The sequence below is a fragment of the Phycisphaeraceae bacterium genome, from assembly GCA_015709595.1.
Taxonomy (GTDB): domain Bacteria; phylum Planctomycetota; class Phycisphaerae; order Phycisphaerales; family SM1A02; genus CAADGA01.
Genome location: CP054178.1, coordinates 1,874,412 through 1,888,386, shown reverse-complemented (window position 1 = coordinate 1,888,386; position 13,975 = coordinate 1,874,412). Strand labels below are relative to the sequence as shown.

The following is a 13,975-nucleotide window of genomic DNA, read 5'->3' as shown; positions in this document are numbered from 1 at the left end:
ATTCGCTGTATTGACCCCGCCATCCATCGCTCACCCGAACAGCCGCCCCTGCCCCTGCGCCTCCGGCCTTCGGAAGTGGGCCGTGGAGAGCGGCCGGATGTTCCGGTTCAGCCCGTACTTCCGCGTGAACACGTCGAACGTCTGCGCGATCTGCTCCACGATCGGTCCGCGGCCGCGGCCCCGGTTCACCGCCGCCTCGTAGAGTTTCCCGCCGCGCGACTGGCGGATCAGCGACTCCACCTTGCGGGCGCGGTCAGGGTGGACGCAGCGCTTGAGCCAGTCGAGGAACAGGTCCTTCAACTGATACGGCAGCCGCAGCAGCACCCAGGCGGCGCGTCGGGCGCCGGCCTCGGCCACCGCTTCGAGAATTCTCGGCACTTCCACATCGGTCAGACCCGGAATGACCGGGGCCACGTTCACCGACACGGGCACGCCCGCCGCCGTCAGTTCTCGGATGATCCGCAGCCGCCCCGCCGGCAGCGTGGCTCGCGGCTCCAGGGCCTTCGCCAGGTCCGCATCCAGCGTGACCAGCGTGACGATCACGCGCCCCGCGTTCATCCCGGCCAGCCGCGACCACAGGTCGGTGTCGCGCAGCACCAGCGCGCTCTTGGTCATGGTGGAGACGGGCTGCCCGCACTCCGCCAGCACTTCCAGGCAGCGGCGCGAGATTCTCATGCGGTGCTCGATGGGCTGGTAGATGTCGGTGATGGCCGACATGACGATCGGCTCCGGCTTCCACTTGGGCGAGGCGAGTTCCCGCCGCAGCAGGTCCGGCGCATCGGGCTTGGCGAGAATCTTCGTCTCGAAGTCCAGCCCGCAACTAAAGCCAAGATACTCGTGGTAAGGCCGGGCGAAGCAGTACACGCAGCCGTGCTCACAGCCGCGGTAGGGGTTGAGCGTCCAGTCGAAAGGCACATCGGACGTGGGCGCGACGCGGTTGAGGATGTGCTTGGTTCGATCAAGGTATACCGTGCGCTCGACGCGGTGCGGCGAGCCGTCCACGTTCTCGCACTCGATCCATTGGCGGTCGAGCTCCTCGCCCAGAATGTGCAGCCGCACATCCTCGAAGCGGTTTCCGGGGTTCAGCCCTGCGCCGCGTCGATGAGCCGGCCCGCGCGGCAGGGCGTCGCGGTAGGCGTAGTCCTCGGTGTCCATATACCGAACATTGTACGAACATTGTCAGGAGCGTCAAGGGGCGGTCGGCCTTCGGCGCCGACCACCCATCACGTCGCTCACCTCGCCGTGGTAGGATCAACCCCTCCACGAATCACCCCCGCAGGAGCACCGCGTCATGGGCAAGGTCTACCTTTCGCTCGCCTCCGCCGATCTCTCCGACAAGGACGAGGACTACCTGCAGAAGGTCTTCAAGGGCAAGACGATCACTCTCGAAGTGGCGGATGAGGATCTCACCGTCAACGACGGTTTCGCCAAACCCGCGGAATGGAAGGACAAGGCGCTCATCAAGGCGCTGGTGGAGAATGTCCCCGCCGTCAAGAAGTTCAAGGATGACGTGACCGTCAAGCAGATGACCGCCACGGGCCTTGGCGTGCATGACCTGACGGTCGAGACCGGCAAGCACGAGCACAAGGGCAAGATCGACTTCGCCGCCCCGGCCAAGAGCGATCCCACCAAGCGGGTCGGCTACAAGCCCGACAAGGGCGGCGAGGAGGGACTCAAGAAAGGCGCGCATCCCGCCAAGGTGAAGATCACCGGCGGCGTGGGCAACCCGCCCGCCAAGATCAAGGAAGACCTCAAGCACCTGCTGGGCGAAATGAACAAGCCCAAGAACTACGAGTACGTGGGCAAGACCGCCATGGGCAAGGGCTGGGAGCCGAACTTCAGCCAGCACAAGGTCCACATGGACCCCAGCTCGAAGGCGTGGAAGGCCTACATCGACCAGCCCTCGATGGGCGCGGGCACCACCTGGCGCCTCTATTTCGACATGGACTACGACGAGGACACCAAGGCGCTCACGGTCACGCTGGACGGCTGCCAGGAAGATCATTGATCCGCCAGGCAACCACGAAGTGAGTGATTCACACCGCGATCCCCATCAAGGCGCGCGTGGGACGAAGAGCCCGAATCTCGCCGCGGGCGATTGGACGCGACGGCACAACCATCCGGGCGTTCGACCGCGGCTTGGTCGTGGTCTGTTCCCCCGATCATCCTGCAAACATGACAAAAAACCGACCCCCGTTCACGGGGTCAAAAACGCGGCTGACCCCCGCCTGTACCCCAAAAACGGGGGTGGGTGATGAGACGGGGACGCGCGACCCGGAACCGGCGGAAACCGTTCGACGTAGTGTTGGGCATCGACAGGAGAGTCACTCAACGCACGCCATCCTCACACGCCTCGTGGCGGGGAGCGCGTCGGATGAACGGACTTCCATGTTGGCCGAACTCGCGTCGCCGTGACTGATGGTCACTTCATGCGGCGCCCGGCAGCGTCCTGCGGGACACCGTCCGACTCCCGGCCCTCCCCACCCCAAGCGACGCACTCGTCGATGGCCCCATGTGGCGTGGGATGGCGTGAGCTCTCTCCTGCGTCGGCCCGATCGTCGCATCGTGATCGGGCCGGGGGCGAACGTCGCGCACCGGCGCGGCGTCCGCCCGGGACCATCAGAAGGAGACAATCATGAGGAATCGGATGCCCACCACCATCGGCGTGTTTTCGCTGGCGTTTCTCGCTCCGGTCGCGCACGCGGCCGCCACGCTCCCCGGTCCGGTGCTGTCGATGCCCTTCATCGACGAGGCCTCCGGCGAGATCGTGAAGGTGGACCTGGAGAAGAACTACTTCCAGATCCGCCACGCCGACGCTGACATGACGATCGTCATCAACGAGAAGACGGTCTTCACGATCAACGGCAAGGAGGCGAAGCGCGAGGAGGCCCTCAAGAAGGGCCACACTGCGGTGGTGAAGCACGAGGGCCGCATCGCCACGCGGGTGGATGTGACCACGTCGCCCTGACATGACGCCGCGACCCGATTGAGCGTTGCGGCCACGGCTGCCGTGATGCATCAGGCCGGGGGCGGCCCGCGGGGTCGCCCCCGGCTTTTCTGACCAGGATCGAGGCATCAAAGATCAGGGCCCGAACGCCCGGGATTCCGCGGTCTCAGCAATCATCCGGAAGGGCCGACCGGCTCGCCATCCTGACACGCCCACGCGGGAGAGGTTGCCAAATCGGCAGACGATCGCCCTCGCCCGTCGTCACGGCGCTGCCCGCAGACACCGGGCCTCGCATCGGCGTCTGGCACGAATTCTGCATCCTCACTGCCGGGGCGCTCGACGTCACCCCGTGGAACCCAGTCAACAGGAGGATGCACCATGTTCGAGATCACCCGTTCCAGCACGCTCGATCGTCCGCTCCGTCAGTTCATGAACGCCTTCGTCAACGACCCGTTCTTCCGCGCCATCGAGGTGCCGTTCGACGCCTCCGAGGCGCTGGCCGTGGATATCGAAGATGTGAACGGCGACGTGGTCGTGACGGCCTCGCTGCCCGGCTTCAGCAAGGACCAGATCGACATCAAGATGCACGACGGCATGCTGACCATCGACGCCCGCAAGGAAGAGTCGAAGGAGTCGCAGGAAGGCCGTTACTACCGGCGTGAGCGGCGCGTCGGCTCCGTCAGCCGCACCGTCGCCCTGCCCAAGAGCGTGGCGTTCGACAAGGCCACCGCTGAACTGAAGGACGGCGTGCTGAAGATCACCATCCCGCAGGCGGAGTCCGCCAAGCCCAAGCAGATCGCCATCAAGTGATCCACGTCCCAGTGGCGCAGGCGTCCCGCCTGTGATCGCTCTCGTCGCCTCAACGGCGGCGAGAGCGATGCACTTCTGCTCCCTCATGGTCGCGGCTCATGCATCAACTTCCGCGCCGTTCCTGCAGTTTCTTCACGCGCAGGTTCAGCAGTTCCACAAACAGTGAAAAGGCCATCGCGGAGTAGATGTACCCCTTGGGAATGTGCTGGCCGAAGCCGTCCGCCGCCAGCATCACGCCGATCATCAGCAGGAAGGAGAGCGCCAGCATCTTCGTGGTGGGGTGGCGCTCGATGAAGCGCCCGATGGCGCCCGCGAAGAGCAGCATCACCACGATCGAGATCACGATCGCCGTCACCATGATGGCGATCGGCCCGAAGAGCGACTCGCCCTTGGGCGCCTTCACCATGCCGACCGCGGTGATGACTGAGTCGAGCGAAAAGATCAGGTCCATCATGATGATCTGCGCGATGACGGACGGGAAGCGCGCGCTGGCTTTGGGCTGGTGCAGCGTCTCGTGCGAACCCTCCAGCTTGTCGTGAATCTCGTGGGTGGCCTTGGCGATGAGAAACGCCCCGCCCACGATGAGGATCAGGTCGCGCCCGGAGATCTCCGTGGCTTCGCCCGGACTGAAGAACGGAAGCGTAAAGAGCGTCCTGGTCAGCCCCATCACCCACGTGATCGCCAGCAGCAGGGCGATGCGCATCACCATCGCCAGCAGCAGCCCGATGGTGCGGGCGCGCTGCTGGCGTTCGGGCGGCAGTTTCGCCGCCAGAATGGAAATGAAGACGATGTTGTCGATGCCCAGCACGATCTCGAGCCCCGCCAGCGTGAGCAGGGCGGCGAGATTCTCAAGCGTCAGCAGGTGTTCCACGTCGATTGCTCCCGCGCCAACGGTGAACCAGACCGGCCCACGGGAGGATACCAGGACCTGATGACGTACAGGCAACGGCTCCGGGCGACTCGACTCACAGCCACCCGAACGGCATCGACCACATGCCAGCCACCGGGGGCGGCGTGTCGCAGCCGGTCACCTGCGGCAGGGTGATGGGCACGCCGTCGGCGCAGAGCGCTCCGAGCACCGTCATGCAGAACGCCTCGCGGATGCTCACGGGCACGCCCAGTTCATCGCTCAGCCGGACCGGCGCATCCAGCGACTTCTGCAGCGCGGTCATCAGGGCCTTGTTTCTGGCGCTGCCGCCGGCCACGATGACTTCATCCACGCGCGCCCGGTTGACCTCGTGCCCGATGCACAGCGCCACCGCCATGGTCGCGGTGGCGGCCAGATCATTGGGCGCCACGTCCTTGGCGTGCGTGACCACCCAGTCCACGGTTTCATCGCCCGTGCCCAGCGACAGCCCCGGCTCGCGCTGGCGGGCCAGCGTCTCGTACAGTGACGTGCAGAGTTCCTCGTGGATTGTCCCGGCCATCGCCGCCTGGCCGTCCTCGTCATAGGGCTGGTCGAGCGCCACCCGCGCCACCGCGTTGAGCACCTGGTTGCAGGCGCAGATGTCGTAGCCCTGGATGCCCCCCGTATCGTGCGTGTTGTTCGAGGGGGGCAGAATCGAGACGTTGCAGAATCCGCCCAGATTGAGAATGGCCCGGCTGCGATGCGCATCGCGGAAGAGCACCCAGTCGGCCAGCGGCGTGAGCGGCGCGCCCTGCCCGCCCGCCGCCAGGTCCGCCTGTCGCAGCGAACTCACCACCGGGCAGCCGAACTGGTGCGCGATCGGCGCGGGGTTGAGCAGCTGCCATGAGATCGGCGGGTCGTGAAACACCGTCTGTCCGTGAATGGCGATCAGGTCGATCTTCTCGCCCGGCTCGAGCATCGAGGCGATCACGTCCGCATGGATGCGTCCGAACTCCCACGCCATCGTCGCCAGGTCGCCGGTGGTCATCGGCTGCTGCATCGCCGCGTTGCGCAACTGCGGCGCCAGCGGACCGAGGGAGCCGGAGGTGTGCTTGACCAGCTCCGCGCGCAGACCCAGACCCCGACCGATGATGCGGGCCATGGCTGCGTCGATCCCGTCGATGCTCGTGCCCGTCATGGTGCCGACCACGGTGCGGACATCGTCCTCGGGGTTCGTCATGCCGTGATACTTGGCACGCGAGCGGGTTTCTTCCAGCGGACGACTTCCCCTATCCTCGTGGGCGCTCCGCAACGAAGTCCGAGGCGACCACCGAGCCACGCGGGACACGGAGAGCGGAAGCGGAAGAGGTCAGAGGTCACAGGACAGCGCGACGGAGCTTCAGAACTCGGAACCTGGAACCCGGAACTTTCCACCCCACCCGCCCCTGGACCCATCCATGATCAAACGCATCCTCATCACCGGCGGCGCGGGGTTCCTCGGGTCGCATCTCTGTGACCGGCTCGTGGCGGCGGGGCACGATGTCATCTGCCTCGACAACTTCTTCACCAGCCAGAAGTCCAACATCGCCCACCTGCTGGGCAAACCCAACTTCGAACTGATCCGCCACGACGTGACGCATCCCTTCTTCCTCGAAGTGGATGAGATCTACAACATGGCCTGCCCCGCGGCGCCGGGCCACTACCAGTACAACCCCATCAAGACCACCAAGACCAGCGTGCTGGGCGCCATCAACGTGCTCGGGCTGGCCAAGCGCGTCAAGGCCCGCGTCTTTCACGCCAGCACCAGCGAGGTGTACGGCGACCCGCCCCCCGAGTGCCACCCCCAGCCCGAAACCTACCGCGGCAACGTCAACCCCATCGGTCCGCGCGCCTGCTACGACGAGGGCAAGCGCTGCGCCGAGACGCTGATGTTCGACTACCACCGGCAGAACCGCGTGGACATCCGCGTGGCGCGAATCTTCAACACCTACGGCCCGCGCATGCACCCCTACGACGGGCGCGTGGTGAGCAACTTCATCCGCCAGGCGCTGGCCGGGCAGGACATCACGCTCTACGGCGACGGCTCGCAGACCCGCTCCTTCTGCTATGTCGATGATCTGATCGACGGCATTCTCGCCATGATGCGCGACGACGTGAAGCACACCGGACCCATCAACCTGGGCAACCCGGACGAGTTCACCATCCGCGACCTGGCGCGGCAGGTGGTCGAGCTGACCGGGTCGAAGTCACGACTCATCACGGCCAGGCCATTGCCGGAAGATGATCCACAGCAGCGTCAACCGGACATCACCCTGGCCGGGACCGTGCTGGGCTGGAAGCCGCGCGTGCCCCTGCGCGACGGGCTGGCGAAAACCGTGGCGTGGTTTCGCTCGATCGACATCACCGCGTACCGGCCTCCCACGCCGAACTACTGAACTTCTTCGTTGTGTCGATGACGATGCGTGGTGCCATGCGCTTCGCGTGAAAGGATCGCTCCGCCGCGCTCGCCCGCCAGATGGATGGGGGGAGGCGCTCATGCATCGTCACGCCATGTCGATGCTCGCGCCGCGACGACGCCGGGCCGGCTGATCCGTCACGCGATGGTCGTTCCGTCACATCAGCGTCAGCGGGTCCGCGTCGCGCTTGGACAGCACGATCTCCGCCTCGCCCAGCGATTCGAGCATTCGCTTGCGAAGGATCTTGAGATACCCGCGTTCGGTATTGGTGTGGCCCGCGAGAATCACCGTGCAGCCCCGCGCCTGCGCCGCCAGCACATCGTGGTGGCGCATCTCGCCGGTGAAGAACACCTGGCAGCCCTCGTCGATGGCCAGGTGCAGCAGCGAGCCGCCCGCCCCGGCGCAGAGCCCGATGCGGTCGTATTGTCGGGGCGCGCCATCCCCCACCGCCGCGAGAATCCGCTTGCTCCCCACCGTGTCGCGGATGCGGTCCACCAGCGTGCGCAACGACACCGGACGATCCAGCACCACGCGACGCCCCTGCCCGGTGGTGCGGTCCGGGCGCGGCTTGAGTTCGTGAATCTCGATGGGCGGCTCCTCGTAAGGATGGAACCGCCGGATCGTCATCACCGCCAGCGCCAGCGCCCGCCTGGGGCAGACCATCTCCAGCTTCACTTCGCTCACGCGCTCCAGCTGTCCCGGCTTGCCCACGGTGGGACGGGCGGCTTCGCGGCCGAAGAACGTGCCCGTGCCGGGCGTCTCGAAGGAGCACATCTCGTACTCACCGATCCGACCCGCGCCCACGGTGGAGAGCGCGGTGCGCAGCCGATCCGCCGCCTCCGCCGGGCAGAAGGTGATGATCTTCATTTCCTCCGACGCGGGCACATGAGCGTGCGGCGTGAGCGAGCGCACGTCCCCGGCGCCCAGCCCCTGCGCCAGCCAGTCGTTCACTCCGCCCGGCGCGGCGTCCAGCGCGGTGTGCGGGCTGTAGACGGCGATTCCGCGCCTGGCCGCCTCCAGCACCAGGCGTTCGCGCGGCGAACGGTCCGAGATTGACTTGAGCGGCTCGAAGATCGGGGGGTGATAGGCCACGATCATCGTCGCGCCGTCCTTCACCGCCTCATCCAGCACCGCGCTGGTCAGGTCGATGGTGAGCATGACGTGCTCGACCCGCCAGTCGCGCCCGCCCACCAGCAGGCCCACGTTGTCCCACGGCTCGGCGAAGCGCGGCGGGGCGATGGTTTCGAGCATCTGGACGACGTCGCCGACGTTCATGCGTGATCCCCCGGCCGACCCGCGGGCCGACCAGTCCTTGAGAACCGGCGCGACGGCGCCGACGCCCCGCAAGCCGACCGGATGGTATGCGCCGCGGATGCGTTTACGCGCCGGCCCGCCTGGCCGCCAGGATCGCCTGAATGAGCGACTCCGGCACGTCATCGCAGGTGGGCAGGTTGCCGCAGCAGCAGGCCGCCTTGCCCAGTTCGATCGCCTTGCGGTATGAGTCGAGGTACGTCTTGCACGGCGCGCACTGACCGATGTGCCGCTCGAAGGTGGCGCGTTCGACCTCGGGCAGGTCGCCCTCGACGTAGGCCGTCAGGAAGTCGATCATCTCACGGCAGTTCATGCCGCTTCTCCGCGAAAGTGCGCGTCAAGGAGCTCACGCAACGCCAGTCGTGCCCTGTGCAGGCGGATCTTCACCGCGCCGGGAGTGATGTTCAACACTTCCGCCGCCGCCTGGGTGTTCAATCCTTCGATGTCGCGCAGCAGCAGCACGGTACGGTAATCCTCCGGCAGCTCGCCGATGGCCTGCTGAATCAGCGCCCGCGTCTCCGCCCGGTCCGACGCCTCGGAGGGCGAGAGGTTCCACACCGGCGCCAGGTCGTGGCGATGACCCTCGCCGTCGAAGCGCGGCAGCAGATCCTCGATGCTCCGCTCCGGTCGGCGCGACTTCGACCGCAGGCGCATCAGGCAGGCGTTGACCACCACCCGGTGCAGCCACGTGCGCAGGCGGCTGGCCGCCTCGAAGTTGCCGATCGACTTGAACGCGGCCAGAAACGCCTCCTGCACCGCGTCCTGGGCGTCCTCTTCGTTGGGCATGAACCGCCGCGCCACCGTCAGCAGATACCCCGCGTGGTCGCGGACCAGCTGCTCGAACGCCTGCTCGTCGCCCCGCTTGAGGGCGTCGATCAGGTCGCGTTCATCCTGTTCGAGTTCAACGGGTGGCACGGTGGAAGGGATGGAGGACCGAGGATCGGGTGAGCGTGCGGACGACGCACCGACAACCCGCACAGGGTATTCCGTTCCCCCGCCTCCGGGCGCGGTCGGTCCCACCGGCGTACGCTCCATCGATGCTTCGGCGCTGGGTCATCACGGGAGTGCTCGCCCTGATTTCCGGGGGCGTTGCGGCGTGGCTCCTCGTGCCACGATGGCTCGATGCGCAGGCAATCCGGGCGGTCGCCAGCGATGACGCGGAAGCGCGCCGGGCCGCGTGGGACCGGCTCATGTCCCCGGTCGAACAGCCCCGCATCCTGGCGTCGCTGGATGAGGTCTTCGCCCTGCTGGACCGCGCCGCCGACGACGCGGTGCTCGACGCCGCCGAGCGGCTGGCCCTCGCGGGCCGCTGGTCGTGGGATTCGACGCCCGCGCCGCTGATCCTGCGCGAGCTGGAGCACCACGCCCTGCATGGCGACATGGCCGCGCAGCATCAGGCCGCCACGCGCATGGAGACCTGTCCGCTGGACGCCAGCCCGCCTCGCGTGGCGGCGGTGTTCGACGCCCTGGCGCAGAGCGCGGATGAGGCCGTGCGCTTCACGGGTCTGCGGGCGGCGCTGGCGTGGGCGCCGGCTCAGGAAGCCGCCGAATACGCCTACCTCGCCACGGCGGATTCGTCGCCGCGTGTGCAGCGCTTCGCCTGGCTGGCTCGCGTCTTCCTGCCTCGCGTCGGCAAGCCGGACTTCCCCGCGCGATCGAACGAACCGCTCGATGTGCTGGAAGCGCGGCTGTTCGCGCACGGCATGCTCTCGCCGCACGATTGCTCGCCGATTCTGGCGGCGGCGGACACGCCGCACGGGCCGCAGCTGCCGATCGCCTACCTGCTCCGCGCCGGCACCGATCGTCGCGTACGCTCATTCCTCGAACAACGAGCCGAGGCGGGCGATGTGCTGGCTCGGCGCGTGCTGCAGGCCCGCGATCCCGAACGTGACGGTGAGGCGGCCTGGCTCGTTCTGCGCGACGAGTCGCAGCCGCCGACGCTCCGCCGACTGGCCGCGTGGCGCGTGCCGGAACGAATCCTGCCCGTGCCCGCACGGCGTCTGCTCGCCGCCGACCCGCGCGAGACGGACGGCTCGGTCCTCGCCGCCGCCCTGCTGGCGGAGCGGCTGCTGGATGACCTCGACGCCCGCGCGCTCGCGGCGACATGGCTCGCCGACTTCAACGACGACTTCAAGCGGGCCGGCGCGCTGCTGGCGGCGCTGAAAGGCGGGCCGCTCGAAGCCCTGGAGCAGGCCGCGGCGCGCGAGGATGTATCCGAGGTGAAGGCCCTCATGGACTTCGCATGGCTCGCCGCGGCGCGGGGGCGCGGGGGGTCCGCGGTGGATGCCGAGCGGCTCGCCCTGGCGATGGCTCCGGGCAGCGGCGCGGGTCACGCCGAGCCGCGACCGGACATCGTGGCGTGCGCGCTGCTGGCGGGCGACTCGCGGGCGCTCGCCGCGCTCACGTCGCGCCCGTCGCTCGACGACGCGACGTGGGCGGTGCAGTGGCGCTCGTGGCTGCTGGAGCGCTTCGCGCCCCCGCTGGCGGCGCCACTCGGCCGCCCCGTGGGCGGCGACGCCCGCGCCGTGCTGCTGCACTTCGAGGCGCTCGATGCGCTCCGCGTCATCCTCAGCCGCCGGTTGCGCTTTGACCCCGGTCGGGCCGTCTACGCGATCGACACGACTTCCACGGCCAGCGGCTTGGGTTCCGCCGGGGGCGCCGGGGGGGCCGACGCCGCCGGGGGCGCCGGGGGCGCGGGATCGACCGGCGACGCGCCGGATTGAGTCGCCTTCCGCACCGCCACCGCGTGGGTCATCCCCGCCGGGGGCTGGTAGCCCTCCATCGAATACAGGTCGAAGAGCCGGGACTGCTTGAGCAGCTGCGCCAGTTCGTGGGGTCGGAAGCAGCTCGTCGAATCACCTTCCAGGTCGAACGGAACCGTCCGCTTGAGAGCGAGGATCGCCACCACCCCACCCACGCCCCCCGCGCTTCCGGGGGCCAGCACGCGATGAACTTCCTTGAGCAGCCCCACGGGGTTGTGGTGGTATTCCAGCACGTTGGGCAGCAGCACGATGTCCGCCGACCCATCCGCCAGCGGCAGGGCGCACGGCCCCGTCTGCACGTGAAAGACCGGCCTGGCCGCGGGGTACGTCTCGCGCGCCGTGATGCGCCGCGCCAGGGCCACGTGCTGCGGGTCGGGGTCGATGCCGATGGCGCTGACGCCCTCCTTCGCCAGCAGGTGGCACAGCAGCCCCGCCCGCCCGTAGAGATGCACCACGGTGGGCCGCTCGCGCGCAGGCGGCCTTGCGGCGGCCCGCGCCGCTCCCAGCAGCGCCAGCCGCGATTTCACCGCCTCCTGGTACCCCGCGTCGGACGCAAACCGCTTCCACTCCGTCTGCTCCACCGTCAATCCGCTCCCCCCGCCCGCATTCGCCTTCACCGGCAGGTCCACGCGGGGGCCGAACACCTTGGCGTTCCACAGCAGCGGCGTGCCCTTGTACTTGGCCGCCACCACATCCAGGTCCGGCGCGAGCCGCGAGAATCCCCACTTCTCCTCGAAGCGCAGGAGTGACTTGTCGATGCCGCCCGTCGTGTCCGCCGTGGTGTTGCGGGCTTTGCGCAGCACGTGCCTGTGGGTGAACTCGATGTCCGGCGTGAAGAACGCCCGCCAGCCCCTGAGCCGGGCCATCAGGCCGAAGTCGATGGTCTGTCCGCGCAGGAAGGTCTCGTCGTACCCCCCCACCTCCTCCCACACGCGCCTGCGGTGGCAGTAGAAGCAGCCCATGACATGATCGACTTCCATCGCCCGCGTGACGGCGTCGCGGTGCGCGCCCGCCGCGATGTGGTGATACCCGCGCGGGTGGAGAATCCAGTCCCCCGCGGCGTGGACCCAGCCCTCGGGCGTGAGTTGCTTGGGGCCGATGACGCCCAGGTCGGGCGGGCCGCTGTCGAACGCCGCGCACAGCCGCCGGGCCCAGCTCATCGTGTGGATGACGATATCGCCATCCAGCCGGGCGCAGAACTCACCCCGCGCCTCGCGGGTGAGCAGGTTGGCGTTGATGCTCAGGACGCCTGAGTGGGGGCGTTCGATGAGGCGCAGGAAGGGTTCGCCGCGATGGGCCTCCGCGTCGCCGCGCCATCCCCCCACGTCGCTCCAGGTCTTCGCCGCCCAGGCCCGGCAGGTCGCCAGCGAATCATCCGTCGAGCCGTCGTCCAGCACGAGAATCTCCACGGGCGTGGGATCGTGCCTGAGGGTGTCGGCCAGCGACTGGAGCAGGTCGCCGATGAAATCAATCGAGCCATCCCGCGAACTCAAGCGGCCGTTGTTGAAGTTGGGGATGAGGATGGAGAGACGGGGGGCGGGAGGCATGAGAAGATCATCGGCGCAGTCGCGCCTCCGTATGCAATGCCGCAGTGCGCGGCTGTCGACGAGCACCCTTCGCATGACTTGACTGTTCGGGGGCTGTCCTGTACGGTGACCTCACCACATGGGAGCAACCCGCTACACGAACGGGAACGACTGGCCGCCTCGACCTCATCGCCGCAATTTCCACGCTGGCGTCAATCAACAACACGCGGCCGCGATGCCTTGTACTCCCGGACTTCGACCGTGCCCTCAGAACGATCAGTTCGTCCCATCACGCCCGCAACCGGCTCGCCGAGTCGCGCCATGGGTGAGCCCGACTCATGATTCGCGCGATCCCGCCCACGGACACGGAGTTGTCGCTCCTCGCCGAGTATGTCGGTGATGGGAATCCCGACGACATCATTCCTCGTCTTGCGCGCGATGAACGCGCCTTGCAGCGCATCGAGGCGGTGGTGCGCCGCCGCGCCACGAATCACGAACTGATCCTCGGCGACGCTCGATCAGCGTCCTCCCTTGAACCCGGGTCCGTTCACCTGGTGGTCACATCGCCTCCCTACTGGACGCTGAAGCGCTACAACGAACACGACGACCAGCTGGGCCATGTCGCGGACTATCACGAGTTCATGGATGGCCTCGACGCCGTCTGGTCCAACTGCTACCGAGCCCTCGTTCCCGGGGGTCGGCTCATCATCAATGTCGGCGACGTGTGCCTGTCACGACGGAAGAACAACGGCCGCCACACCGTGGTCCCACTGCACGCCACAATCCAGGAGCGGTGCAAGGCCATCGGATTCGACAACCTCGCGCCGATCATCTGGTACAAGATCGCCAACGCGAACTACGAAGTCGGAGGCGGCGGTGGATTTCTCGGCAAACCATACGAACCCAACGCCGTCATCAAGAACGACGTCGAGTTCGTGCTGATGCAGCGCAAGCCGGGCGGCTACCGCAGTCCGACTCACGCGGAGCGACTGCTGAGCATCATCAGCGCCGAGAACTACCAGACATGGTTCCGGCAGATCTGGTCTGACGTGCGGGGCACTTCGCACCCGAAGCACCCCGCGCCCTTTCCGGTCGAATTCGCCGAACGCTTGGTTCGCATGTTCTCGTTCGTCGGCGACGTCGTGCTGGATCCGTTCATGGGCACCGGCACGACCAATCTCGCCTGCGCGGCCTGGGGACGAAACAGCATCGGCATCGAGCTCGATCCGATCTACATGGACATTGCTCACAGGCGGATTGCCGCCGCCGGCGCGGACCTGTACCTCACCCATCGGATCAGGTCGCGGATCGCGTGA

At 67.6% G+C, this 13,975-nt stretch carries 13 protein-coding genes; 6 read left to right on the top strand and 7 right to left on the bottom strand.

Annotation, left to right across the window (positions count from 1 at the left end; translation table 11 throughout):
* Positions 1–30 precede the first annotated feature (30 nt).
* Positions 31–1,155 carry a PA0069 family radical SAM protein gene (locus HRU76_07925; GenBank protein QOJ17509.1) on the bottom strand — a complete coding sequence of 375 codons (1,125 nt, stop codon included), beginning with the start codon at positions 1,153–1,155 and terminating at the stop codon, positions 31–33.
* Between the two features lie 136 nt (positions 1,156–1,291).
* Here HRU76_07925 and HRU76_07920 point away from each other — a divergent pair, with 136 nt between their 5' ends.
* The 3 genes from HRU76_07920 to HRU76_07910 all read left to right on the top strand — a co-directional run bounded on the left by HRU76_07920 (position 1,292) and on the right by HRU76_07910 (position 3,757).
* Positions 1,292–2,008: a hypothetical protein gene (locus HRU76_07920; protein ID QOJ17508.1), complete on the top strand. Its 717-nt coding sequence runs from the start codon at positions 1,292–1,294 to the stop codon at positions 2,006–2,008.
* A 627-nt stretch (positions 2,009–2,635) separates the two neighbouring features.
* A complete protein-coding gene (locus HRU76_07915) occupies positions 2,636–2,968 on the top strand; it encodes a hypothetical protein (protein QOJ17507.1) in 333 nt (110 codons plus the stop codon).
* 357 nt (positions 2,969–3,325) lie between these two features.
* The gene (locus tag HRU76_07910; GenBank protein QOJ17506.1) at positions 3,326–3,757 is read left to right on the top strand and encodes an Hsp20/alpha crystallin family protein; all 432 of its coding nucleotides are present in this window, start codon (positions 3,326–3,328) and stop codon (positions 3,755–3,757) included.
* A 103-nt stretch (positions 3,758–3,860) separates the two neighbouring features.
* Here HRU76_07910 and HRU76_07905 read toward each other — a convergent pair whose 3' ends face one another.
* Both HRU76_07905 and HRU76_07900 read right to left on the bottom strand, forming a co-directional pair.
* On the bottom strand, positions 3,861–4,628 hold the full coding sequence (locus HRU76_07905) for a TerC family protein (protein QOJ17505.1): 768 nt from the start codon (positions 4,626–4,628) through the stop codon (positions 3,861–3,863).
* Between the two features lie 94 nt (positions 4,629–4,722).
* Positions 4,723–5,844 (bottom strand): anhydro-N-acetylmuramic acid kinase, encoded by a 1,122-nt coding sequence (locus HRU76_07900; protein ID QOJ17504.1) that lies wholly within the window; start codon positions 5,842–5,844, stop codon positions 4,723–4,725.
* A 217-nt stretch (positions 5,845–6,061) separates the two neighbouring features.
* Between HRU76_07900 and HRU76_07895 the strand changes: the two genes are divergently transcribed.
* On the top strand, positions 6,062–7,039 hold the full coding sequence (locus HRU76_07895) for an SDR family oxidoreductase (GenBank protein QOJ17503.1): 978 nt from the start codon (positions 6,062–6,064) through the stop codon (positions 7,037–7,039).
* A gap of 177 nt (positions 7,040–7,216) precedes the next feature.
* Here the strand turns inward: HRU76_07895 and HRU76_07890 are convergent, their stop codons facing one another.
* The 3 genes from HRU76_07890 to HRU76_07880 all read right to left on the bottom strand — a co-directional run bounded on the left by HRU76_07890 (position 7,217) and on the right by HRU76_07880 (position 9,406).
* Complete coding sequence (locus tag HRU76_07890) at positions 7,217–8,335, bottom strand: Nif3-like dinuclear metal center hexameric protein (protein ID QOJ17502.1); 1,119 nt, start codon at positions 8,333–8,335, stop codon at positions 7,217–7,219.
* 103 nt (positions 8,336–8,438) lie between these two features.
* Positions 8,439–8,684: a zf-HC2 domain-containing protein gene (locus HRU76_07885; GenBank protein QOJ17501.1), complete on the bottom strand. Its 246-nt coding sequence runs from the start codon at positions 8,682–8,684 to the stop codon at positions 8,439–8,441.
* Complete coding sequence (locus HRU76_07880) at positions 8,681–9,406, bottom strand: sigma-70 family RNA polymerase sigma factor (protein QOJ17500.1); 726 nt, start codon at positions 9,404–9,406, stop codon at positions 8,681–8,683. The genes HRU76_07885 and HRU76_07880 overlap by 4 nt, the downstream gene beginning before the upstream one ends.
* A gap of 2 nt (positions 9,407–9,408) precedes the next feature.
* Here HRU76_07880 and HRU76_07875 point away from each other — a divergent pair, with 2 nt between their 5' ends.
* Positions 9,409–11,094, top strand: a complete 1,686-nt coding sequence (locus tag HRU76_07875) for a hypothetical protein (GenBank protein ID QOJ17499.1) — start codon at positions 9,409–9,411, stop codon at positions 11,092–11,094.
* Here HRU76_07875 and HRU76_07870 read toward each other — a convergent pair.
* On the bottom strand, positions 10,977–12,680 hold the full coding sequence (locus HRU76_07870) for a methyltransferase domain-containing protein (GenBank protein ID QOJ17498.1): 1,704 nt from the start codon (positions 12,678–12,680) through the stop codon (positions 10,977–10,979). The two genes, HRU76_07875 and HRU76_07870, sit on opposite strands and share 118 nt — an antisense overlap.
* A gap of 317 nt (positions 12,681–12,997) precedes the next feature.
* Here HRU76_07870 and HRU76_07865 point away from each other — a divergent pair, with 317 nt between their 5' ends.
* A complete protein-coding gene (locus HRU76_07865; protein ID QOJ17497.1) occupies positions 12,998–13,975 on the top strand; it encodes a site-specific DNA-methyltransferase in 978 nt (325 codons plus the stop codon).